This is a genomic window from Enterococcus sp. FDAARGOS_375 (assembly GCF_002393265.1).
GTDB lineage: Bacteria > Bacillota > Bacilli > Lactobacillales > Enterococcaceae > Enterococcus_D > Enterococcus_D innesii.
This window is the reverse complement of the sequence record NZ_CP023515.1, coordinates 1,796,824-1,819,479: the sequence shown is the minus strand read 5'-3', so window position 1 is coordinate 1,819,479 and position 22,656 is coordinate 1,796,824. Positions and strand designations below refer to the sequence as shown.

Annotated in this window: 21 protein-coding genes and 1 riboswitch; of the genes, 7 read left to right on the top strand and 14 right to left on the bottom strand. The window is 42.9% G+C overall.

All coding sequences use genetic code 11. The features are described 5' to 3' along the window. Positions 1–2: 2 nt before the first annotated feature. Both CO692_RS09850 and CO692_RS09845 read right to left on the bottom strand, forming a co-directional pair. Positions 3–764 (bottom strand): ABC transporter permease, encoded by a 762-nt coding sequence (locus CO692_RS09850; RefSeq protein WP_086293850.1) that lies wholly within the window; start codon positions 762–764, stop codon positions 3–5. Between the two features lies 1 nt (position 765). Continuing rightward, a complete protein-coding gene (locus tag CO692_RS09845) occupies positions 766–1,683 on the bottom strand; it encodes an ABC transporter ATP-binding protein (RefSeq protein WP_086293848.1) in 918 nt (305 codons plus the stop codon). A gap of 315 nt (positions 1,684–1,998) precedes the next feature. On the opposite strand from CO692_RS09845, the gene CO692_RS09840 reads away from it, so the two are divergent. From CO692_RS09840 to CO692_RS09810, 7 genes are all read left to right on the top strand, one after another. After that, positions 1,999–2,301: a hypothetical protein gene (locus CO692_RS09840; protein ID WP_005227198.1), complete on the top strand. Its 303-nt coding sequence runs from the start codon at positions 1,999–2,001 to the stop codon at positions 2,299–2,301. 147 nt (positions 2,302–2,448) lie between these two features. Continuing rightward, a riboswitch (Lysine riboswitch) is annotated at positions 2,449–2,622 on the top strand. Between the two features lie 115 nt (positions 2,623–2,737). Then, on the top strand, positions 2,738–4,327 hold the full coding sequence (locus CO692_RS09830; protein ID WP_096742147.1) for an ABC transporter permease subunit: 1,590 nt from the start codon (positions 2,738–2,740) through the stop codon (positions 4,325–4,327). An 11-nt stretch (positions 4,328–4,338) separates the two neighbouring features. Further along, positions 4,339–5,073: an amino acid ABC transporter ATP-binding protein gene (locus tag CO692_RS09825; protein ID WP_005227196.1), complete on the top strand. Its 735-nt coding sequence runs from the start codon at positions 4,339–4,341 to the stop codon at positions 5,071–5,073. A gap of 204 nt (positions 5,074–5,277) precedes the next feature. Beyond that, complete coding sequence (brnQ, locus tag CO692_RS09820; protein ID WP_096742146.1) at positions 5,278–6,630, top strand: branched-chain amino acid transport system II carrier protein; 1,353 nt, start codon at positions 5,278–5,280, stop codon at positions 6,628–6,630. A 118-nt stretch (positions 6,631–6,748) separates the two neighbouring features. Then, entirely contained in the window at positions 6,749–7,579 is an 831-nt protein-coding gene (locus tag CO692_RS17930; RefSeq protein ID WP_226818099.1) for a helix-turn-helix domain-containing protein, read from the top strand. A 92-nt stretch (positions 7,580–7,671) separates the two neighbouring features. Beyond that, positions 7,672–8,253: a hypothetical protein gene (locus CO692_RS17925; protein WP_226818097.1), complete on the top strand. Its 582-nt coding sequence runs from the start codon at positions 7,672–7,674 to the stop codon at positions 8,251–8,253. Positions 8,254–8,613: 360 nt separating this feature from the next. Beyond that, positions 8,614–8,973: an iron chaperone gene (locus CO692_RS09810; RefSeq protein WP_096742145.1), complete on the top strand. Its 360-nt coding sequence runs from the start codon at positions 8,614–8,616 to the stop codon at positions 8,971–8,973. 64 nt (positions 8,974–9,037) lie between these two features. Here CO692_RS09810 and CO692_RS09805 read toward each other — a convergent pair whose 3' ends face one another. The 12 genes from CO692_RS09805 to CO692_RS09750 form a co-directional block, all read right to left on the bottom strand. Then, a complete protein-coding gene (locus CO692_RS09805; protein WP_077453983.1) occupies positions 9,038–9,391 on the bottom strand; it encodes a hypothetical protein in 354 nt (117 codons plus the stop codon). A gap of 106 nt (positions 9,392–9,497) precedes the next feature. Beyond that, positions 9,498–9,956: a low molecular weight protein-tyrosine-phosphatase gene (locus CO692_RS09800; protein WP_077453984.1), complete on the bottom strand. Its 459-nt coding sequence runs from the start codon at positions 9,954–9,956 to the stop codon at positions 9,498–9,500. Between the two features lie 3 nt (positions 9,957–9,959). Next, positions 9,960–10,529 (bottom strand): TetR/AcrR family transcriptional regulator, encoded by a 570-nt coding sequence (locus CO692_RS09795; RefSeq protein WP_077453985.1) that lies wholly within the window; start codon positions 10,527–10,529, stop codon positions 9,960–9,962. Positions 10,530–10,738: 209 nt separating this feature from the next. Continuing rightward, a complete protein-coding gene (locus CO692_RS09790) occupies positions 10,739–12,199 on the bottom strand; it encodes a helix-turn-helix domain-containing protein (protein ID WP_096742144.1) in 1,461 nt (486 codons plus the stop codon). After that, the gene (locus tag CO692_RS09785; protein WP_096742143.1) at positions 12,177–12,668 is read right to left on the bottom strand and encodes a hypothetical protein; all 492 of its coding nucleotides are present in this window, start codon (positions 12,666–12,668) and stop codon (positions 12,177–12,179) included. Before CO692_RS09785 ends, CO692_RS09790 begins: the two co-directional genes overlap by 23 nt. A 43-nt stretch (positions 12,669–12,711) precedes the next feature. After that, on the bottom strand, positions 12,712–13,506 hold the full coding sequence (locus CO692_RS09780) for a class A sortase (RefSeq protein WP_096742866.1): 795 nt from the start codon (positions 13,504–13,506) through the stop codon (positions 12,712–12,714). Next, complete coding sequence (locus tag CO692_RS09775) at positions 13,496–14,578, bottom strand: DUF916 and DUF3324 domain-containing protein (RefSeq protein ID WP_096742142.1); 1,083 nt, start codon at positions 14,576–14,578, stop codon at positions 13,496–13,498. The genes CO692_RS09780 and CO692_RS09775 overlap by 11 nt, the downstream gene beginning before the upstream one ends. 67 nt (positions 14,579–14,645) lie before the next feature. Beyond that, entirely contained in the window at positions 14,646–15,386 is a 741-nt protein-coding gene (locus CO692_RS09770; protein ID WP_096742141.1) for a WxL domain-containing protein, read from the bottom strand. Positions 15,387–15,397: 11 nt separating this feature from the next. Further along, positions 15,398–16,198, bottom strand: a complete 801-nt coding sequence (locus CO692_RS09765) for a WxL domain-containing protein (RefSeq protein WP_096742140.1) — start codon at positions 16,196–16,198, stop codon at positions 15,398–15,400. 37 nt (positions 16,199–16,235) lie between these two features. Next, complete coding sequence (locus CO692_RS09760) at positions 16,236–16,958, bottom strand: WxL domain-containing protein (protein ID WP_223079608.1); 723 nt, start codon at positions 16,956–16,958, stop codon at positions 16,236–16,238. After that, positions 16,891–17,259 carry an LPXTG cell wall anchor domain-containing protein gene (locus CO692_RS09755; RefSeq protein ID WP_096742139.1) on the bottom strand — a complete coding sequence of 123 codons (369 nt, stop codon included), beginning with the start codon at positions 17,257–17,259 and terminating at the stop codon, positions 16,891–16,893. The genes CO692_RS09760 and CO692_RS09755 overlap by 68 nt, the downstream gene beginning before the upstream one ends. A 14-nt stretch (positions 17,260–17,273) precedes the next feature. Continuing rightward, on the bottom strand, positions 17,274–22,157 hold the full coding sequence (locus tag CO692_RS09750) for a hypothetical protein (RefSeq protein WP_226818095.1): 4,884 nt from the start codon (positions 22,155–22,157) through the stop codon (positions 17,274–17,276). Positions 22,158–22,656 lie beyond the last annotated feature (499 nt).

Genomic DNA, 22,656 nt, shown 5'->3' with positions numbered 1-22,656 from the left:
TCTTACAATTCTTGTCTCTTAAACACCAGATGCGCAGCCAAAAGACAAAGCAGCAAACTGATCAGACTCCCAATAAAAATTGGTTGGACTGTTTCCCATGTTTGGAAAGTAGTCATGGTCACCATCTCTAACCCACCTTGAAAGTCCAAGTATTCTAAAAACTTCCAGTTGGGTAAGGAGATTCGGGCAATCGCAAAGGCCATCGGAATAAAAATCGTCGCCAATACGCTGACTGCTGTATTTTTGGTTAAATACAGAACTAGCACTGCAAAAGAGGACGTCGCTAATAAAATCAGTACAAAACTAACGAAATAATACAACAAGTTTTCTATCTGTGAAAGGTCATTATAACCAATCCCCCCAATAACCGTTCCCGCTACAAAGCTCACCACACAAATCGCGACGATCTGTAAGACCAGTACCAACGCATATACCAAGAATTTCCCAAAAAGATAAGCGGGTTTAGAAACACCGACGGTAATGATATTCTTCATGGTCCCTTTCGTGTACTCACTGCCTAAGACCTGCATCACCAATGGCAAGGAGTAATACAGCAACATGGAAGACAGACTGGTCTGGATCGCCAGAAAGCCAGTCATTTCTGTAAGGCCGCCTGATGTTTGGGTACTATCCCCAAGAGTGACCCCCACACTACCATTAGAAACAACGGATAAAATCACCAACAATAAAATAATTCCTTCTGTGATCCAAAAACTTTTACTTCTTGATAAACGATACAAATCGGCTCGAATAAAATTCAACATCTTACTTTCCCCCTTCACTTGTTACTAACTCTTTGAAATACGACTCTAGATTTTCCCCTTCAAAAGAAATCCGATCAATAGCGATCCCTTCATAAACCATCTGACGGACCAGGTCCCGAATCAACACATTCTCTTGATAAATATGAATTTTGTGGTCACTGACAACTTTATATTCGGAAATCAGCTGACTCTCTAGCAAGCGGCTAGCTGTGGCTACATCATCCACTTCTAATTGAATAAACCGTTTCGCCATCAGCTCGAATTCGTGTTTGGTCATCTCTTTGATCAGACGCCCCTCACTAATGACCCCAAAACGTGTAGCCACTAAGTACAACTCTTCTAAAATATGGCTGGAGATCAAAATCGTCATGCCGCGTTCCTGATTCAATCGTAAAAGCAGCTCCCGAAACTCAACGATTGCTACAGGATCCAAGCCATTGATCGGCTCATCTAATATCAGAAAATCCGGTTGGTTCAATAAAGCGATGGCTAAGCCGAGCTTTTGTTTCATTCCTAAAGAAAAATCACGGTATTTCTTGTTGCCGACATTGGTCAAACCAACAAACGACAGTGCCTTACTAACGGCATCAGGTTCCACCACCCCGCTGATTTTGCAATAATAGTTTAGATTTTGTTTAGCGGTCAATTGGTCGTAAGCGACTGGAGTCTCAATCACGTTGCCGACGCGTTTCAGCATCTGGGTGTACGCTTTGCCGCCTTCGACACCAAACAACTGCAGACTGCCACCAGTGGGTTGGATCAACTGAACGATTGCTTTTAATAAGGTCGTCTTCCCAGCACCATTTCTCCCCACCAATCCATAAATGTCTCCTTTCGCGATCGTTAGATCGACATCATGCAGCGCCTGCTGTTTGCCGTAACGTTTGTTTAATCCTTTGATTGTTAGAACATTTTCCATTTTTACTTCCTCCTTGCTTGCTTCTGTGATCATTCTAGCAAGCAGATCTAAATCAGCTATTAACTAATTATTAATTGATTCTTAACTCGTAGTTTTCTGCAAAAAACAGTTTATTTCTATTATACACAGCTGAAAATGAACCGATCCAGAAAAATCGTCTCTTTTCAGCAAACCCACCAATAGCAAATGTAGCAGACGATCTTTTCATTACTGCTTTTGCGCTTTGTTTTTTACCTCACAAAGAAAGAGATTCCTTCATGACAAGGAACAAAAAACGTGGTAAACTAGTCACGAATCAAAGTGAGGTGAAATACATTGGTAGCAGCTATTATTTATTGGGCAATGATCATTATCAGTTTCGGTTGGTTGGCAGTCAGCTTATATTTCTCTATCTTCTATTTAGCACGTAAAGAAAATGGCAATCTATGGGCATTTGGCTTTTTAAATGTCATCACAGCAATCATTCAAGCCATCGTCCTTGTGGTATACCGTACCTTAGGACAAGATTGGGGCGTTACACAATACTCAAGCCTCATCTATCTAGCACTTGGCTTATTGCTTGGTTTGACAGTCATCCAAGCTGTTTTAGGCCGTGAACCAAAAGCGAAAGTCGCTTAAGGGTTCCAATAGACACTCGTAAAAACGATCCGCTTTCTCTTTGATAAAAATAGGGAAATGGTCGTTTTTTTGTTAAAAAGAATTGACATTTGGGTGCTTTTCTTCTAAACTCTGAGAAGAATCAAATTAAATACGAGTACCCTTTAACATTTAGGTAGAGGTCGCGAGGTTCATTAATCCTGCTGAGTGAAGCAACACGTTTACAGCAGAGCTAGGGAACATCGCCGAAACAAGATCGGTTTTGCTTGCATCGATTTTGTTGGGCCGCAAATGAATAATTTGCGGACTGTCTTAGCTTGTCTAAGTTGCGCTATGTTTTGTGAAAGGTTTGTCGACGATGACTTGTCAACAGCCGTTTTCCAATCATGGAGTACGGCTGTTTTTTTGCTTTTTCATCCTTACCTGCTTGTCCAACTCGTGAAAGGAAAGAGAAAAAATGAAAAAAAATAATTGGATCTGGGCGGTCTTCGCCCTCTGTCTAACCCTCATTCAGCTGCCCTTAACTGTGCAAGCGGATGACCAAATACCAGCAGAACAATTCCGTGTCGGCATGGAGGCGGGTTATGCGCCATTTAACTGGACGCAAACCACTGACGCCAATGGTGCCGTGCCAATTTCTGGGGAAGAAGGATCGGCATTTGCCGGCGGTTACGATGTCCAGATCGCCAAACGAATCGCTGAAGGCTTAGGCAAGGAATTAGTGATCGTTAAAACCCAATGGGACGGCCTGCCGCCAGCTTTACAAGCGGGGACTATCGATGCCGTGATAGCCGGAATGTCACCAACTGCCGAACGTCGCGAGCAAATCGATTTTACCGATCCTTACTATGAATCAGATTTGGTGGTAGTGGTTCGTAAAGATGGCGAGTACGCAGATGCCAAAAGTCTCGCTGATCTTGCTGGAGCGAAAATCACTGCTCAACTGAATACTTTCCATTATACCGTCATTGATCAAATCCCTGAGGTCCAAAAAGAACAAGCCATGCGAGACTTCTCCTCCATGCGCGTTGCTTTAGCTTCCGGAATCATTGATGGCTACGTCAGTGAACGACCAGAAGGCGTCACTGCCGTCGGTGCAAATCCTGATTTGAAGATGGTCGAGTTCGATGAAGGGGCCGGTTTTGAAACCAATCCAGAAGACGTCCAAGTAGCAGTTGGGATGCGCAAAGGCGATCCGGATGTTGAAAAAGTCAATGAGATCCTTGCAGGAATCTCTGAAGAAGAACGGGTTTCTCTGATGGATCAAGCAGTCTTGGATCAGCCTGCAGATGCCAGCGGAGAAACGGCGGATCAAGGTCTGATCGCTGATTTCAAAAAAATCATTGATGATTACGGCATGCTCTTTTTGCGAGGTGCTGGCTTGACCTTATTCATCGCGATCCTTTCAACGATCATCGGATTGATCATTGGTCTCTTAGTCGGTATCTTCCGGACATTGCCGCTTTCAGAAAATCCAGTAGGACGTTTCCTCCAACGGATCGTTAATGGCTTACTAACCATCTATATCGAAGTTTTCCGCGGGACCCCAATGATGGTTCAAGCAATGGTTATTTTCTACGGAACCGCTTTGGCTTTTGGCGTCTCAATGAATCGCACGCTGGCAGCCGTGCTGATCGTTTCTATCAATACCGGTGCCTACATGTCTGAGATCGTTCGTGGTGGGATCTTTGCTGTAGATGATGGTCAATTTGAAGCAGCTCAAGCCATCGGTATGACCCATTGGCAAACCATGATCAAAGTCGTGTTGCCGCAAGCGATGCGCAACATTTTACCTGCTACCGGGAATGAGATCATTATCAATATCAAAGATACTGCCGTCTTAAGTGTTATCAGTGTTGCGGACCTCTTTTTCCAAGGTACATCAGCCGCTGGAACGAACTTCCAATACTTCCAAACATTTGCGATCATCGGTGTGATCTACTTAGTCTTGACCATCAGTGCTACCCAGATCTTGCGCTTTGTTGAACGCAAAATGGATGGTCCCAGTGCGTATGTCAAATTAGAAGACATCAACCCGAACGAATAAGGAGGAAGAACATGTCAGCAATCATTGAAATTGACCATTTAAAAAAGAGTTTTGGCGACAACGAAGTTTTAAAAGACATCAGTTTGTCTGTTAATAAAGGAGAAGTTGTCACGATCATCGGTTCTTCTGGTTCAGGAAAATCCACACTTCTTCGCTGCATCAACTTATTAGAAAAACCAACCAGTGGACAAATCATCTACTTAGGTGAAAATGTGCTAGAAAAAGGCTATGACTTGCCGAAATACCGGACACATCTAGGGATGGTTTTCCAATCCTTTAACTTGTTCAACAATATGAATGTATTAGAAAACTGCGTGACTGGACAAGTCACTGTTTTAAAACGCGATCGCAAAGAAGCGGAAGCGACTGCCAAAGAAAATCTGGAGCAAGTCGGTATGGCTCAATATGCCAATGCCAAGCCTTCCCAGCTTTCAGGTGGACAAAAACAACGGGTAGCCATTGCCCGTGCCTTATCGATGAATCCAGATGTCATGTTGTTTGATGAGCCGACTTCTGCATTGGATCCAGAAATGGTCGGTGAAGTGTTGAAGACCATGAATACCTTAGCTCATACTGGCTTGACGATGGTGATTGTTACCCACGAAATGGGCTTTGCCAAAGAAGTATCTGATCGGGTCATCTTTATGGATCAAGGCGTCATTGCCGAGCAAGGAACACCAGAAGATATCTTTATTCATCCAAAAGAGCAGCGCACCAAAGAATTCCTTTCCCGTGTGTTGAATTAATTCTCTGTCTTGAAGCACTTAGTGTTCTTCTTCCGAGCTTTTTATCCTTTTTTCAGTAAGCTTGGAAGAATTCAATGCTAAGTGTTTTTTTATTACGGAAAACAGAATCGTCAGAATTTACCAAAAAATAACAAAAAAACATTGCTATTTGTCGGAAAATTTGTTATTTTTTTAAAAACTAAGGAATTATAGGAGCTTTCACTTATGGAAAAAAAGTTACAGTTTAAGGATTATATGTATGTTGGATCAATGCTTTTCGGTCTGTTCTTTGGTGCCGGAAATCTAATCTTCCCCGTCCACATGGGACAAGAAGCTGGTGCGAATGTCGGCTTAGCCAATCTTGGCTTTTTAGTGACCGGAATCGGCTTGCCATTTTTAGGAGTAATCGCCATTGGGGTATCCCAAAGTAGCGGAGTTTTTGAATTAGCTTCTCGGATCAATCGACGCTATGCAATGATATTTACGATTTTGCTTTACTTAGTGATTGGGCCTTTCTTTGCTCTGCCCCGTTTGGCCACTACTTCTTATGAGATCGGGATCGCTCCCCACGTTTCATCAGATATGCAAACTTGGTTATTGGCCTTGTTTTCTGCCCTATTTTTTGGTGCTGCTTGGTGGTTTTCACGTAAACCAAGCAAAATTCTTGATTATGTCGGGAAGTTTTTAAATCCCTTGTTTCTGGTCTTACTAGGTGTTCTGCTATTTTTCGCCTTTTGGCAACCCCTAGGAACGATCAGCGATGCGCCGATCTATCCTAGCTATCAAAACGATGCCTTCTTCACTGGTTTCACCAATGGTTACAATACCCTTGATGCATTGGCATCCTTAGCATTTGGGATCATCATCGTCTCAACGATTCGCAATATGGGGGTTGAGAAACCTACGACAGTCGCAAAAGACACGATTCTTTCCGGCTCTGTCAGTATCGTGTTGATGGGGATCATCTATACCTTACTTTCTTATATGGGAACCAAAAGTTTAGGCCAGTTTCCCATCAGCGAAAACGGTGGGATCGCTTTGGCACAAATCGCCCACCACTACCTTGGCACCATCGGCAGTCTGTTATTGGCATTGATCGTCATCTCTGCCTGCTTAAAAACCGCCATCGGTTTGATCACGGCCTTTTCTGAGACCTTTGCTGGGTTGTTTCCAAAACAAAGCTACGGTTTCTTTATCGCATTGACAAGTATCTTACCAGCGATCTTCGCCAACGTTGGCTTGACCAATATCATTGAATTCTCCATTCCAGTCTTGATGTTTATCTATCCACTGGCGATCACCTTGATTTTGTTGGCGATCATCAGTCCATTATTTAACCATCGCGCCAGTGTCTATCGAATGACGACGTATTTCACGTTGATCGCTGCAATCATCGACGGCTTAAATGCAAGTCCCGCACTGATTACCAACAACGCTTTCGTGCAAGGAATCTTGTCTTTTGCGTCAGATTATCTGCCCTTCTTCCAAATCGGGATGGGGTGGGTCGTACCAGCGGCGATCGGATTTTTGATCGGTTTGCTATGGTCATGGTTCAAAAAAGATCCTGTTTCGGCCTAAATTAGTTAAAAAGACGAAAATAACCTACCTTTTTTTAAAAGGTAGGCTATTTTTTTGATTAAAAAGACTGACAGTTTCGTAAAAAAAAGATACAATAGAGCCACAAAGGAGGATACCTATGTTTTATGAAGAACTTATGATGGACCCGCAAACATTAATTAAATTTAAAATATTCCGGCGTATGCTAACTCTGCAAAATCCTAGCCACCCAATCGCACAATTGGCAAAGGAAATGGAGTTGAGCTACCAACAAGCTTTTATCGAGTTGACTGAGATCGACCAAGATCTAGCTGAGTTGACTCCGGATCATATGTCGATACTCGGTCGTGGCGGTAAATTACAGCCTCAGAATATCGCGGTAACGATCGATGAATACCGCTTCTATTTATTGAATAAAAGCGTTCCGTTCTTATATGTTCTTTACATGCTGAATGAAGACAATCCAACGATCACGGATTTTTGTGCAAAATACGATGTCAGTCGTTCAACGGTGTCTCGCAAATTTGAACATCTAAAAAAACATTTGAAACAATTCCAGCTTCGCTTTACTTACACTGAATCAAACTTAGTAGGCGATGAGCGTCTTGTGCGGCTCTCCTTATTCAACATTATTTGGTTAGGTACCCGTGGCATTGAATGGCCTTTTGCGATCGCGGAAAGCGAAGCAGAAAAAGTAGTGGATCGTTTCACGGAATACTTCCCAATGACTCACTCTTATCTTGGTCGACTAGAGTTGAAGTATTTTGCTGCCCTGATCCTTTTACGAATCAAAAAAGAAAATTTTGCCAAATACGACAAACGGTACAATTTCTTGATGAAAAATAATCCATACTTCGATTTTGAGCGTTTGACGCAAGTCGTTGATCCTGAAGTTTCAATGACGGACAAACAACTGAAAGGTGAATCTGGCTTTATTTATTTGATGGCTTCTTCTTCCCATTCTATTTAAGTCCGGAAGAAGAAGCCTTACAACAAACGATCCATTTCTTCTCAAACAAACAAAATCCGGTCTATCCGCTTGTGGCAGACCTTTTAGCAGAAATGAAAGCAACATTTTTTGCTTCACAACCTGGCCTGTTAGACGAGCCATTAGTTGTGGGGAATTTGATTAATGTGACCTTCGGCAACTATGTTTTTCGTCAGCCATTTCCTAACATCTATCGCTTGCTGACACCATCGATCAATCGCGGATCTGCTGAAGAACAGTTACAACAAAAAATCGACGATTTCTTGACCAGCTACCGTGAAGAATCAGCAGTAGATTATATCAATGATGAAAATCAAGAGCAGATGGCAACGATGTATACTCATGCCCTCTTGCCATTTTATGATCAAATCCGTTACTCGAATCGTCTACGGGTTGGGGTTGCCTTAGAAGATAATTTCTTAGTTGTTCAAGGTTTAAATCAATTCTTGCATGACTTGACCTTCGTGGCAGCAGAGCCTTATGATCTGAATCAGCAAGAAAATTATGATGTTATCGTTAGTTCCAACCAATTGATGAAAAAGCTTAAACCAGAAAAAATGAGTTATATTTGGGATTATGCGGCAGATGATCGGCAATACATTGATTTGTACCGTACCTTAAAAAATCGTTTTGATGAAAAGAATCTTTCCTTGTAATCAAACCGTTACGGTTTCTTAAGAACTTCCGAAAAGATTTGTCACAGAATATTCATATTTATCTCGTATACTCTATGTATACCAACAAACAACCCTAACTAACACTTTTTCATTTTTAACTCCTTCCCGTCGGCCACCCACCGACGGGTCTTTTTTGGGGTATTTTCTTAGGTAGTAAACTTAAACACTTTCCAATCTTTTCTCCACAAAAAATTCATATTTGGGCAGTATAGTATACATAACCCAACAAACAACCCTAACTAACACTTTTCATTTTTACTCCTTGCCTGTCAGCCACCCACTGACAGGCTCCTTTTTTTCTTACGGAGTTTACCGTATACTAAAGGCAGGAGGTGTCCTATGACAAAAGACATTACGACAGTTGACCAATACATTGCAGCAGCTCCAGCAGAACGACAAGTGATTTTAAAAACTGTCCGCCAAACGATTAAAGCTGTCTTGCCAGAAACGGTTGAAAAAATCAGTTACCAAATGCCCACCTATCATCAGGGAGAAACTATCGTGCATTTTGCCTGCGCCAAACAGCATCTCGGCTTTTATCCTACGCCTTCTGCGATCACGGCCTTCCAAGAGGCTCTACAACCCTACAAGACTAGTAAAGGTGCGGTCCAGTTTCCTTTTGCGCAACCGATCCCTTATGAACTGATCGCTATGATGACTGCTTGGCGACTCGCTGAAGTCAAAAACAAGCACGCATAATTAGCAATTAAAAAAACCGCTATGTCTAATGACCCAGCGGTTTTTTTGCTATGCATAGGCTTGATTACAAGCCGGGTTTTGTATTCAAGGTGCTGACTTTCAGCACATGATTCAGGGGAATAATTCGCAGCTGCTGACGGTCACTTTGTAATTTCAAGACAACTTGTTCTTTTGCTACCGTTTTACCGACGATCCACCCGGTAACGGTTTCAAAACCACCCAATTTCTCTGTCTTTACTTGCAACACCACCAGATGCTTCGCAGCAGCTGCTTCTTGCAGCGTTCGCTGGATCTCTTTCACTTTTTCAGACTGATTCTTCTTGTCAGCATCATCACTGAAAAAGGTATCTAGCAAGGTTGTGGATGTCATCACAATGAGTTTACCCAACTGTTTAATGGGCGATGGTTTCTTTTCCATTGGACATTCCTTTCTGCGCGTTACAGCAGTTTATAAAACCACACATACGTTCGCATTTCATAATCCTATTTTAGCAAATTTTTGATAAAATACAAGCGAACACGTCTTATTTCTCCGAAGAAATACTCTCTAGCCAATAAGGAATTCCTTCTTGTAGCAGTTGGTAGGTCTCTTCAAAATCCCCTGTATAATAAGGATCTGGCACTTCCTCAGTCTCCTTGCCGGGAACGACACTCATATACGAACGGATCTTGGCTGTCGTATTGGCCGGTGCCAGCCCATGCAGGTTTTCAACATTGCTCTCATCCATGCCAATGATCCAATCAAATTTTGTAAAATCTGCCTCTGTGATCTGGCGGGAGATAAGACCTTCGCTTGATAAACCTACTTGACGGAGCTTTTTCTGAGTTCCTGGATGAGCTGAGTGTCCGACTTCCCAAGAGCTAGTCGCTGCCGAATCGATCTGCCAATCCAATTTGCGTTTTGCTATTTCTGCTCTATAAATGGCTTCTGCCATGGGGGAACGGCAGATATTACCTAAACAAACAAATAAAACTTTCGTCATCGCTCACTGCTCCTCTTTTTCATAGATTTGGTGGCCAAAAAATTCTACATCCTTCGCCAAACGAAACAATTGCGTTGCAATCTCTAATGGCGTCTCTGGAAAGTCGTTGTGAATCCAATTTTCCAAAATGCCTCCGCAGCCGTAGGAAAAGAACCGGCTATAAAATAGAATGTCTTGTTTCGTCAATTGCTGCTCTTGATCGACCTCCAAGAACAAGCGCTGAAAAAGCGGTTCTGTGATCTGTAAAAAACCGTTCATTAAGATCTCGCGGTCATAAGCCAGTGATTTGCGGTAAAAGGCCGGCGCTTGTTTCATTGCTTTCAGCATGCGTAAGGCGGCCTCTTCCCAATTATCAAGGGCGACATCTTCAGTCGTCAAAAAAATCAGCGCATCTTGCCGATAGATCCATTGGATCAAGGCTTTCTTATCAGGAAAATGATAGTAAAACGTCTGCCGATTGACCTGCGCTTTTTCGGCGATCTCCTGCACGCTGATCTTATTCACTTCTTTGGTCTCACAAAGGGTGATCAATGTCTGGCCAATCACAGCCTTCGTTTGTTTCCCATCCATCATAGGGCACCTCTTTTTCTTCTCTTTCTATCATACCAAATTTTCTAGCAAAAAAAAATCCTATCAAATGTTCCTTTTTCACAACCAATAAGTGATACATTACAAAGATGACCGATTCATGATTGTTCTTTTGGCAATGTGATTCTCTGCAAAAAAAACGCCTGCCTCCTTGAGAGGACAGACGACGCTTTATTATTAAAACGGCGAGATGCTCATTGTGCCGTTTTGTTTTGAAACTGTTCCCTGCGGATCGCGCTGACTTTTTCTGTGAAATTGGCCCAATCAATAGGTCTAGGAGGGGCCAACCATAAGATATGGTCGATTCCTAAGGCACCATAAAAGGGGAGGTTTGAAAGAATCAAATGCGTATGATCATCTGGGTAACTCTGGAATTGCACATTCAAATCGAGAATTTTTTCGATATTCTTTTGGATCATCTGATTATAAGAATCACCAAAAGAAAAATCAACGCAGACATACAAGGGAACCAAAATCTCTTTTAAAGGAATCGTAGAAACTAATAAAATCAGATATCTGAAAAACAAAAATTCCTTGTTGTTCCATAAGATTGGGCGATTGCGGTTTTCTTCTAAATAATTGCGACAAAAGGCTGCATATTCGGGGTACGTCTCAAGAAAATACGTTACATCCATATATTGGTATTCATAGCGAGAACTAAAGGAAAACGATAAGAGCTGGTAATGGATCGTGGTCGTCTCGGTCTGAAGGAGTGTCAATGTCTCAGCCGTTAATGAGAACTGCTGTTGGACCGATTGAATAAAATCCGTGTTTAATTGCTGAATATAGATTTGTTCTTGATCAATGTAACTGTTATTGTCGATCAACCACCCTTCAACGATCAAAAAGCGTAAAATATCCCGTGCCTCACATTCTAGCACTTCTTGATCTGTGATGGCTAAAATCTCTTGTAACCAGCTTTTCAACTCATCAATAATCACCAAGTGCTTCGGCATGATCAGATCATTTTCTAGCGTATTTTGCATGTAATGCCCTTTATCCATGCGGGACAAAATAATGCCTAAATAGTGTTTCTTGCGAATTCGCATGCGAGCAGACTGTTCGTGATTAAGCCAATTACTCTCATTGAATCGCGCAAAAGACTTTTCTTTTTCGAGGATCTCTTTTGGAAAGGGAGAATGATCCAAATAATATTCCTTCATAAAAAAGAGAAAAATAAATTCTCTGATTTCACTTTCCTCCCCCACCAGCTGAAACTCTTTCGTCACATCAATGTCGTATTCCTTCAAAATCAGTTTAAACTGTTTAAATTCTTTATAGACAGGATTGTGACTCAAATAATGATTGGTGGCAAATTCATATAGCGAAGACAATTGTTCAAAAAAACATTCTTTCAACATAGAAAATTTTAACGCTTGATCCAAATAATAAGTCAATAGCGTATCGGAAGTTGCCAGCCCGGACGCATTGAGTTTAATGACCGTCCCATCGGTCACGATCTCAAATTCCTCATTCAACCCTAGTTCATAAAAATCAAGATTCAATTCTTGAACGGTTTTGTTGATTAGAAATTCCGACATGGTCAATTGATCCATCAAGGTTTCTTTCGTTTCAGAAAGAGCGATGGCGTTTTCCAAATATTGTAACAGGACCAATTTTCGTTTGTCCGCTTTATTCAAAAATGTCACAAACATGCGTTTTCAAGCCTCCATTATTTTTTTGGCCATAAAGAACGTTTCCTGAAAATAAATAGCAGAGACTGGCAAGATACGAAGGTTTATCATCCCCATCGCCATCCGTATTATTTCCTGGGAGTGCTACATCCACTTTTAAACTATCCGATACGAAAACATCTTCTAGCATGACTCGTTGTCCAAAGTGTTTCTGTTTGTCCAAAAAATTACTTTCTGGAGATATGGATTGCTCCTGCTCTTTCTTCGGAACCGTTTCCGGTTCAGGAGCTGGTTGCTCTTCTGGTTCTTTTCTTTCAGCAGGTGGTTCATTCACTTTTTCTGGTACTTCTTCCGGAGGATCTGTCGGAACGATTTCTTCTGAGGGGTCCAGCGGATTATAGATGGTGGCAAAAACGACTTGTTCTGTAACAAGATCGATCAATCCAATAAACATGCAGGCACCAATGACAAAGCCAAATCTGCGTTTCATTTCTTCACCTTCCTTATCATCCGCGCACTTTCTGATGATCTTTCTATGACGCTGAACGTTCCAACAGTTTGTGAACGCTTAGCAGGCATCCACTAATTATAAATAAAATAACAAATAAAAGAAACCAATTTTTTTTAGATTGTTGTTTCCATTGCTTTTCTTGTTTTTCAATCATCTCATCCGATGATTGTGGCGTACTGCTCGACGATTTTTGCGACTGCTGGGCAGTTGTCTGCTCAACAGGAATCGCTGTCAGCACTAAGCGTTCGTCCGTTCGCGTTGGTGTTGGACAAGTGATCAAGGTCAGCCTTGGCCCTTGGTCATCCGCTAAAACCGACAAGTCTGTTTCCTCCACGATTTTTTTATCGATGATGATATACTGTTGATTTTCCTCGAGATAGCTCACTGACACTTCCATCCCCACCTGTGCTTCTAGCAATTGACCAAATAACAAACTTTGTCTACCGAGATGATGCCCTAAAACGACAAAATTGCTATTTTTTAACAAACGCTGAGGAAACATCACGACACCGCCTTTCAGTAGCTGCTGATTGGTTATCCCCACCAATAGCGGCTGCTGGAACTCGACCGCTTCAATTGCAACAAAGCCGTACCCGGTGATCGTTGCTGGCTGTGGCGCTAAGACGTCCTCCAGAGTCGGTATCTGAATGGTTTCTTCTTCTGGAATCGTTGTCGGCAGCTGGGTCGCTATCGTCAATTCGCTTGTGCGTAATTGCCAACTGACGATGCTTTCTTTTAAAAAAGGAAGTGCCAACAAGAGGATACCTGCGATGATCAAGCCATCGATCAAGTATTTCTCAAGGTGCTCACGCTTCATCCGTTTCATTTTTTTTCTTTCGTCGGTACCATAAAAGCAGCAAGAAGGCGAGTAATAACAACAGACCGCCGATCAAGAAGTAAAGCCACGTGTAATCTGTTTCGATCGTCACATCTTTCTGGTTCAGATCACGTGCAACATCGCCAGTCACTGTGAATTCTTTCTCAAAGGTCCACTTATAAAGATAGCTTTCTTCTTCGCCTTCTTCATTTTCAACTTTGTATTGTCCTTCTTCACTTTTCCCACCATAGGCAACGGAAGTCAACACGTAGGTCCCGGCTTCTAAACGTTGCCCTTCTAATGAGATTGGGTACGAGAAGTTGGAATTAGGTGCCATTTGCATCCGGGAAGTATCCGAAGAATACAAAACATCACTATCGCCTTTTTTCTTCACTTCATTAATCAGGCGTAATGAATTCAAGTACGCTGCTTCAGGATTTTGAAGGGTGACATTGATGGTGTTACGAGAATTGACTTGTCCCGGTCCAACATCTAGTAGTTTCAGATCCGGCGCAACTTCTGCTGTATTTTGACGCAATAAAATCGCAACGACATAGGCATACTCGTTCTTGATGGCTAAGCCTTGGTCTTCTTCACTGTCAGCCGTAGCATTTTCCTCTGTCGTTTCTTTTAAGGTCAAGCCACCTGCGATGACTCCTTCAAAGGATTCCGAAGGCATAGTGATCTTTAAAGACAAGGTGATCTGGGATTGTTTCGGGATCGTGATTTCTTTCTCCACTTCAATCAAGTCAGCCATATCATAAGGCAATGTTTCATCTGCTTCGATGTCGTTTTCGCCATATTCCACGACTCCATTTAGGTTTGTGGTAGCTGAAGCGATCACTGGTGCGATGACTACCTCTTGATCGGTATCATTACGCAATTGGACTTCCACAGTTTGGACCGTCCCCGGCGCCATTTTCAAGTCAAAATAAGTCTTTTCTTTATCGATTTGGTTCTCTGGAATCACTGGATTGACGGCAAAGTTAAATTCAGAAGCGGTTCCTATAGTTGGTACGAAAAAGAAAATACTCGCGAATAGGAGCGCCAAAAGCTGGTTGATTTTTTTCATGATGGATGTCCCTTCTTTCTATGTATTCTCCTTGAACCTCGAAAGGGTTCAAGGAGAAAGCTGGTACTTATGGGTTGGTTGGTGTGTCTGTTAGTAACCAAGTAAACGTGGTGTTGTATTGGCTGGCATATTTCGTCGTTGAGCCTGGAACTTCCAACTCAATACTATCCATGGCTGCGGCTAAACTATCGCCCCAACTCATTAGATAGGTTCCTGCTCCTTCACCATCTTGGGCACTCATCACTAAGGATTGGGCACCGTTTGGATTCAATGTGATCGTTGTGCTCACATTTGATGGTTTTGGTGACAATGACGGTGTTACCACAGTTCCCTTTGTCAAACGAATTTGCGCAGCAGTCAATTCTTGGTCTTCCGCTGTTTTGAACTGGCCATTTTGGCGAACATTCAATGTCCAACCGCTCTCTGTTCCCCGATTGTCTGTTACTTGGACGAAGTTGGGGCCTTCTTGATTTTCATTTGCTGAATCCACGTATTTTTGGGTTTCCGCATGATAGACCTCTGTTTTCGAGGTGATTTTTTGTGTGCCAAAGTAAAGGCTTGAAGCAAAATCAATCGATAGCGGTCCGTTGGTTCCCGGATTTGGTCCATCTGGGTCTGTTGGATCAACTGGTTTGATTGGATTTTCTGGATCTGGATCCGTTGGGCTGATTGGATTGGTTGGATCCGTATTTGGTTCAAAGGTGATTTGTCCATTTGAGTTGTATTCTGCACTGTCTGCTGCTTGTGCCAGCACTGGTGCTGCTAGGCATAAGCCTAATACTGAGAGAAATGCTAGTGTCTTTTTCATATCTATACTCCTTATCCTTCCGTTCCTGGTGTATCTGATAATACCCAAGTTAGTGTAGTCGTGTAGCTAACGGCATCTTTTGGTGTGCTGCCGGGTACAGAAAGTGCGACCGCTTTGGTAACATCTGCTTGTACTTCTTGGCCATCTTTATCTATTTCAGTGACCGTTTCAACGCTTCCCCAAGCATTGACCCATGTTCCAGCCCCCGTTTGATTTGCTGCAGTCATCACCACTGATTCAGCACCTGCTGCATCCAATGTGATCGTTGCTTCCGCCACAGGAGCTGTGACACCCACCGCATTGGATCTAACTGTCGGACTTGTTAGGGTGATGACAGAACCTGTCAATTCTTGATTCAACGTTGACTCATTTTTGAACTGCCCATTTTGTTTCACAGACAACCGCCAACCGGCATTACTACCGCGATTATCTGTAACTTGGACATAATTGGCAGTTTTTAATGTAGAAGCTGTGTCATCGTCATTCAAGTATCCTTGTGCTCGTGCATAATAGACTTCGTTTTTATTTGAGATTTTATTGACACCAAAATCTAAGCTAGAGGCATAATCGATCGATAATGGACCATTCGTTCCAGGGTTTGGTCCATCGGGATCGGTTGGATCCACAGGATTGACCGGATTTTCTGGATCTGGATTTTCTGGATTGACTGGGTTCGTCGGATCAGTATTCGGAATAAAATCAACCGCCCCATTTGATGTGTAAGAAGCAGCTTCAGCTGCTGAAACCTCGGTTGCTGCACTCGCTGCTGCCAATACGGCAAGACTTACAAAGACCCACGCTGTTTTTTTCATTAATATATAACACTCCTTTTATTTTAAAGATCGTTTCTTAATTACTACCGATATTATCTGGGACATTTTTTAAATTCCAAGTCAATGTCGTCCGATACTCTTTGGCCAATTTTACAGAACTACCTGGCACGTTTAATTTTACTGCCGTTGATCCTTCGGTGGCATCGTTCCCAAACTTGTAGATCCAAGTCCCCATTCCTTTTCCAACAGGTGCGTTGACCAATGTGACTTCACTATCTGGTACAAAGGTATGACTTGCCGTAACCGTTGGTGCGTATTGCATATCGGTGACCGAAGTTGTAGCGCCAGAGGCGATCGATAATGAAGCGCCTACCAGTTCTTCGTCATCAGCCGTTTTGAATTGTCCATTTTGCACAACGCTCAATGACCAACCTTCTTGTGTTCCTCGTTTATCAGTTACTTGCACATAGTTTGGTCCAGCAGCGCCAGCTGTGAACTCTTGTAGCTGTGCGTAATAATCTTTTGTTTCAGAAGTGATCAGTTGGTTGCCAAATTGAAAACTTGAAGCAAAATCAATCGATAGTGGTCCAGCTGTTCCAGGGTTTGGTCCATCGGGATCGGTTGGATCGACAGGATCAACTGGTTTTTCTGGATCGGTCGGGTCGACTGGATTCGTTGGATTCGGGTCTGCTTCAAAAGTAATTGCCCCATTTGATGTGTATTCAGCGGCATTAACGGCTGTTGGTAACAGTGCAGTGCTCATCAATAGAATGCCTGCCGTCAAGAAAAGTTTTTTCATTTTTTGTTCTCCTTTTGATTAAAATGATTCCTACTGCCAACAAAACGACAAGACCACTGCTTTGATAGCGATTAAAGTGATCTGACCCTGTTGCTGGCAAAATATTGTTGCCTTTTTGATTAACTTGTTTATTCCCTGGTTGTTCTTTTATGGGCTCTTCTGGCTCCTCAACGGGTTCTTCATAGACGCCGAAAAAGGAAGTGACACCATTGCTGTCATAGGCACCTGCTTCGGCTGCTGAAACGAGTTGAGGGAACAATAATAGATAGCCAGTAATAACACCGATCATGATTTTTTTCATTTGTTTTCCTGCCTTTATGGGTTGCCAGGTGCCGAAACCAGCTGCCAGCTCAAGGTTCCTTGATAGTCCCCAACTTTTTGCTGTTCGACTGGAACGGTAAGTTTGATGCCTTCATTTTCACTTTCGCCCCAGTGCTGATTCACGACGTAAGTGCCATTTTCTGTCAATTCCGTTTCCTCGATGATCATTTCCCCACTAGTTATCATCTGTTCTTGACCGTTTTTCACAGAGCGGAAGACATTGGTTAATTGATCTGTTCCATCCGTTAATGGCTGTTGCTCTTTGACCGTCAAGCGCCATGGACTTCGTTCGGATCCTCTCGTATCTTTCACCGCTAGTTCTCCTGTGATCGTTGGCCAATAATCTTGTGTTTCTGTGGCAACTTTCTGTTGTCCAAAATCAAAGGCTGTCGGCACACTGCTTAAAACAAGCTCGCCGGCAACTGCGACATTGACGACTTTTTCTGCCCGTTGACTCCCTGCTTCATAATGGTAAGCCGTTGACACATTTTTCAACAACTCATCTTCCGTTGCTTGTTGGATCGCGGTAAAAGCTTGCGGATCGACAGTCGGTGGTACATTTTCGCGATTATCTGCAAAAATCGTAGTTGCTTGGGTATAGTCTGCCAGAGCTGCTTCATCGGCCAGCGCCGTTGCTTCCGGTAAGGTCAAACGGACATCTTTTGCATAGACGGCAAATTGCCGGTCATCAGAAATGACACTTTCATTTTTGACCACCACCAAATTAACGGTGGTTTCTGCCTGATTCTGATCGTTTTCACCTACCGAGAAAGTGATCGCTTGTTTGCGATAGACCGCTGTTTCTAACGGTTCTTGAATTGCAGCTAAGACCTCTTCTGTCAGCGTGTCCTTAAAGAAAGGACGCCCGCTGGCTTCGAGATATGTCACGGCTTGTTCTTTGGTCAGCGATTGTGCCTCTTGTTCTGTAAGGATCACATTGCGGGCTTGAACTTCCGCCTTATTTGAGTAGCGGACACTGATATCGTAACTATACTCCCCATCAGGACTCGTCCAATCAACTGGTTCTGAATCTGGTTGTTCCGTCAACTGCTGATCCGTGCTATCTAGCTTGCTGGATTTGATTTGACCGGCATATAACCATGAACCGGACGTTTGGGTTTCTGGTGTAAACGTCAATGTTGGCAATTCCGTTACCGTATAAGGAATCAACAAACGCCCTTTTTGCACTTGTGTCCCTGCTTGCTCCGTCCCCCAGGCTTGCAAGGTGAGCGGTGTATTGTTCTCTTTGACTGCCGTTACATTGTGACTAATAGCCCCGATCCCGTTCGCGACTCCCGGTGTTTCAACTTCGTAGTTAATGATCGAACCTGGTATCGCAATACCGTACCCGTTGCCTGCATTGGTGACATCGTTGTCCCCAATGAAGGTTTTCCCAGTCGCTTTTTCGATCCCACTGAAATTGATTGGGGTGATCGCTGCCGCATTAGCAGCAGTTGGATTTATGGTCAACACTTGGTAAGCACTAACCACACCAAACCACGTTCCTTGACTATTAACTCGAGAACCTGCATCATTGGTCGTCGTTTTCAGCCATGTTAAATGATCTTTATCCGTATCTGGTGTTGCGAAATCTGAGAGATTGATTCGCCCCGTTCCCGGCGGCGATTCGATCGTCCCTTCGTCTTCCACCGTTAACTTCGCTCCTGAAATCAAATTCGTTGCGGAAGAAATACCGATACCGGCATTTTTAGAAAGATGGATATCGCCGAACTGATGATAGGTCGTTGCGTGATTGGCAGCAGTGGCTGAACGACCATTTTTGATGTCTCCCCCATTGGCCATTAGCTTGATGCCGTTTGTCACGTTCAATTCGGTAAAGTTGACGATCCCCAGACCCGTCACAGCGATCGGATCAGTTTGGTAAGAAGCTGTCCCATCGACATTTTCACCAAAGCTCATCTTCACTTGATTACTGCTGTTGGCTACGATCGTATTAGTAAAGTTATCTGACGCGTTTCCGCCTGAGATCCCATTGATACTTTTGGCTCCTTGAACCCGCATCTCGACATCTCTCAAAATTCGATTTGAAGAAATGTTTGAATAATTTGTTGTATACAAGTTACCGATACTTGATCCTTCTGCTTGTATATTAATATTGATTTTACCGCTTCTTGTGTTGGCGGCCGTTGAACCACCATCACCATAGATCGTTGCCCCATTCAGCGCATCTGATCCCGGTTTTGTATATATGTTCAATGTAATCGTATTGGAGCTATCGGTCCCAACGATATTCGTACTGTTAAACGGATTACCGCCTGAGATGTTCGTTCCAGAAGGAAGCTTAAATTCCCCTTCATAGTCCCTTAGGTCGATTGTTAATTGGGCATCCCCTAGCAGCGAACCTGCATTCGTGATTCCTCCAGAAAAAGCACTTGGACCTGTCCGAGGTGTTCCAGAAAAATCTCCGCCGTAAATTCGATTATCAGAATTTCCATTGATCGTGTGTCCTGAAAAATATCCATACGAGGCCCCCATTGAGGCATTGATGATACCATCATGAACAGTCACTGAAACGTTCCCAGTAATTTTGGCATCCCCCCAACCGCCGCCACTGAGAAACCAGTCGACTTGGCCGTAATTTACTTCAGCATGTGAATCACCGAATACACGTTTACCGGTATATCCTGCACCTTCCAACGTATCAACGATCCCGCCATTCAAGATGTTTGCTGTGTTTCCCTCGATGATTCCTGAAAAACCACCACCATAGGTCCAACGAGCGACTACATTGTTTAGGACTGTTTTGGTATCCCCATAAATATAAAGGTTGGTTGCTTGCACACCATTGGTACCGCCTCCGCCTACGATATCAAACGTTCCGACACCATTTGCTCGTGAATTCAAGCTATTTGAATAGGCAATACCATCTTTATAAGATCGTCCCCCATAACTGTAGACGAATCCAGGACCACCGACCGTGCGAGAATCATTTAATACGCCGACCTCGACAGTTGTGCTACCGTCAATAAATCCACCATACCCAGCTGCCCGCGTATAGGATAAGTTGTCTCCTCCATAACTGACACAGCCTTCTAGGATTTTCGTCGTAATATCGCCGTATACTTTAAAGCGAGCAGTGGTTTCAGCATAAGCTCGGCGATCTGCCGGTGTCATCGCGTCATACACACTATCGGATCCAGTTTGCAGACTTGTAACACTCACGTCCATTCCTGCTCCGCCATCGACACGATTGAATGACCCTTGATTGTAGTCACCTGCTTTAATCGTATTTTCAATACTCCCAGTAATCGTTCCATTGGTTCGATTGGCACCAATAAAATAGGCTGCTCCTGTAGAATAGGCACTAGTGTCTACGTGGTTCGTAATCGCTGTTTGCTCTCGTGTCTGTCCAATATTTCCTTCTCTGGAACCACCATAATAATTCAATCCTGTGCCGGTCCAACCACCAACTCCTGTGACAGTATTGTTGACTGTTCCACCAATGTTCCCGTATTGAACACCGCCATAATAGGTTCCTAAACGGAAATTGGTGTTCGTTGTTTGAAAGACTGTTGCGACATTACCGGTAACATTAGCTGTATTTGAAGTACTGGTTCCGAGACCGCCCCCATAATAATTAGTCAGGGTGCCATTTAGTCGATTGATGGTAACGTTGGTATTCCCATCAATCGTACCGATATTGGCACCTCCTGCAATCGTACTGATGCCACCCACCGTATTATTTACGACAATCTCTGTATTCCCGGTCAACGTACCACCGCTTTGATTCCCACCATAGATGTTCCAAGTTCCTGAACCTGTCGCATTTAGCGTGATCGTCGGGTTTCCAGTAAGGTCGCCATTGTTGCTTCCCCCATAAATAGCAAGGCCATTGCCGGTGGAACCACCGTTCAAGGAAAGACTATGCCCATTCATGTACATTCTCGTACCCGTATAGTTGAGGTTTCGAATCACTACATCAGAACCGAAGTAGATGTCCGTACCAAAAGGAACGGTTCGACTACCCGAAGTCAACGTTGTTGCATCTGTGATGGGATCATCACTATGTCCTGTGATGATCAAGCGACTGATTTTTCCTTGTAGTGCATAAAAAGTCATGTTTGTATTATCGACTGTGTCTGGAATCGTCTTTGAAGTCAGATTTGTTGGCAAAGTCGTTAAAGCTGAGCCAGAGCCGACATACAAAGCAAATTCTTGGCCATTGCCGTTTTGATACATATCAAACAACGCTTGACGAATCCCTTCAGCACTATTGGTATATTCCGCATATGCTAAACCATCTCCAGCTGGACTTGGTACAGCGATCACTTTCGTTTTATCGGCTTCTGCAATGATCTCTTTGATCGATTGTTCTGCTAACGAGATGTTCGCTGCTCTTGCCTTAACAGTCGGTTTAAAAACAGCAGTTAAGGTTTGATTCTCCGTGAAAATCAATTCAGTCAACGCTTGGCTCGTGTAAACTGTCCCGTCTAACGCCCATCCTTCAAAATCAGTATCATCCTCAAAAACTGGTAGTTCACTTTTTTCTATTGCTTCCCCTATGTTTTTGCTGACCTGAATGCTGGTTTCCCCAGTAGCAAATACATGCTCAGTATCTGTCAAAAAAGTCAATTGTACTTCTTCTACGGCTTCAGATGACTCTTCGGTCTCTGACGAAGATGTCTTCGCAGTTGCTTCTGTAGAATCTGTCGAAGCAGGTTCGCTAGATGCTTGCATTTCCGTTCCGTTCGTCTCTTCCAGACTGTCGATCGATGAAATGACAAAGTCAGCAGAAGACGTACTTTGTTCTTCACTTGTTTTTGTAACACTTTCGGCTTGTGCCACTACCATTGCATATGAAAAACACGGACCTGATGTTAGTAGAAAAACAAGTAAAGATGTTAAAAACCGTTTCACTTTATCCCTCCTATCTTAAAAAATTAACGTATCGCGCAGTGCACGCCATGTGTTACAACTCTTAGTTTAGCGATTTGAAGGAAGAGAATTGTAATTCTTTTTTTCTCCCGTTCAAAATTATGATTATAATTGTTTTTTCATAATTCCAATTTTAGTAACTTCCACATCTTACAGCTATCTGTTACTCATCGATTGAAAAAATCGCAAATTATCAGGATGAATCATCGATTCTTTTCGAAAAACTGCTTTTCTCCTTCATAAATAATACAAAAAACGAGGGATAAATCAACACCAACAATTAAATTAAGATGAGAAAAATAAATAAAAAGATAAAATATTTGACAAAATCCCGTGAAGAAAAAAGCTTTTCTATCTCCCAAAAATGATAAGTTAAAAGAACGCTTCCCATCTTCTCTCTGTAGATAATGATAATGTTATAATCAAAAAATGAATAAAAAACGTTATTTAAAAAAATCAGTACATATAAAATAACAAAATA

What these genes read in the sequence shown, in the direction of transcription:
- CO692_RS09850 (WP_086293850.1), bottom strand. Translation starts at nt 764, where the DNA reads ATGTTGAATTTTATTCGAGCCGATTTGTATCGTTTATCAAGAAGTAAA.
- CO692_RS09845 (WP_086293848.1), bottom strand. Translation starts at nt 1,683, where the DNA reads ATGGAAAATGTTCTAACAATCAAAGGATTAAACAAACGTTACGGCAAA.
- CO692_RS09830 (WP_096742147.1), top strand. Translation starts at nt 2,738, where the DNA reads ATGAAAAAAAATAATTGGATCTGGGCGGTCTTCGCCCTCTGTCTAACC.
- CO692_RS09825 (WP_005227196.1), top strand. Translation starts at nt 4,339, where the DNA reads ATGTCAGCAATCATTGAAATTGACCATTTAAAAAAGAGTTTTGGCGAC.
- brnQ (WP_096742146.1), top strand. Translation starts at nt 5,278, where the DNA reads ATGGAAAAAAAGTTACAGTTTAAGGATTATATGTATGTTGGATCAATG.
- CO692_RS17930 (WP_226818099.1), top strand. Translation starts at nt 6,749, where the DNA reads ATGTTTTATGAAGAACTTATGATGGACCCGCAAACATTAATTAAATTT.
- CO692_RS17925 (WP_226818097.1), top strand. Translation starts at nt 7,672, where the DNA reads ATGAAAGCAACATTTTTTGCTTCACAACCTGGCCTGTTAGACGAGCCA.
- CO692_RS09810 (WP_096742145.1), top strand. Translation starts at nt 8,614, where the DNA reads ATGACAAAAGACATTACGACAGTTGACCAATACATTGCAGCAGCTCCA.
- CO692_RS09805 (WP_077453983.1), bottom strand. Translation starts at nt 9,391, where the DNA reads ATGGAAAAGAAACCATCGCCCATTAAACAGTTGGGTAAACTCATTGTG.
- CO692_RS09800 (WP_077453984.1), bottom strand. Translation starts at nt 9,956, where the DNA reads ATGACGAAAGTTTTATTTGTTTGTTTAGGTAATATCTGCCGTTCCCCC.
- CO692_RS09795 (WP_077453985.1), bottom strand. Translation starts at nt 10,529, where the DNA reads ATGATGGATGGGAAACAAACGAAGGCTGTGATTGGCCAGACATTGATC.
- CO692_RS09790 (WP_096742144.1), bottom strand. Translation starts at nt 12,199, where the DNA reads ATGTTTGTGACATTTTTGAATAAAGCGGACAAACGAAAATTGGTCCTG.
- CO692_RS09785 (WP_096742143.1), bottom strand. Translation starts at nt 12,668, where the DNA reads ATGAAACGCAGATTTGGCTTTGTCATTGGTGCCTGCATGTTTATTGGA.
- CO692_RS09780 (WP_096742866.1), bottom strand. Translation starts at nt 13,506, where the DNA reads ATGAAGCGTGAGCACCTTGAGAAATACTTGATCGATGGCTTGATCATC.
- CO692_RS09775 (WP_096742142.1), bottom strand. Translation starts at nt 14,578, where the DNA reads ATGAAAAAAATCAACCAGCTTTTGGCGCTCCTATTCGCGAGTATTTTC.
- CO692_RS09770 (WP_096742141.1), bottom strand. Translation starts at nt 15,386, where the DNA reads ATGAAAAAGACACTAGCATTTCTCTCAGTATTAGGCTTATGCCTAGCA.
- CO692_RS09765 (WP_096742140.1), bottom strand. Translation starts at nt 16,198, where the DNA reads ATGAAAAAAACAGCGTGGGTCTTTGTAAGTCTTGCCGTATTGGCAGCA.
- CO692_RS09760 (WP_223079608.1), bottom strand. Translation starts at nt 16,958, where the DNA reads ATGAAAAAACTTTTCTTGACGGCAGGCATTCTATTGATGAGCACTGCA.
- CO692_RS09755 (WP_096742139.1), bottom strand. Translation starts at nt 17,259, where the DNA reads ATGAAAAAAATCATGATCGGTGTTATTACTGGCTATCTATTATTGTTC.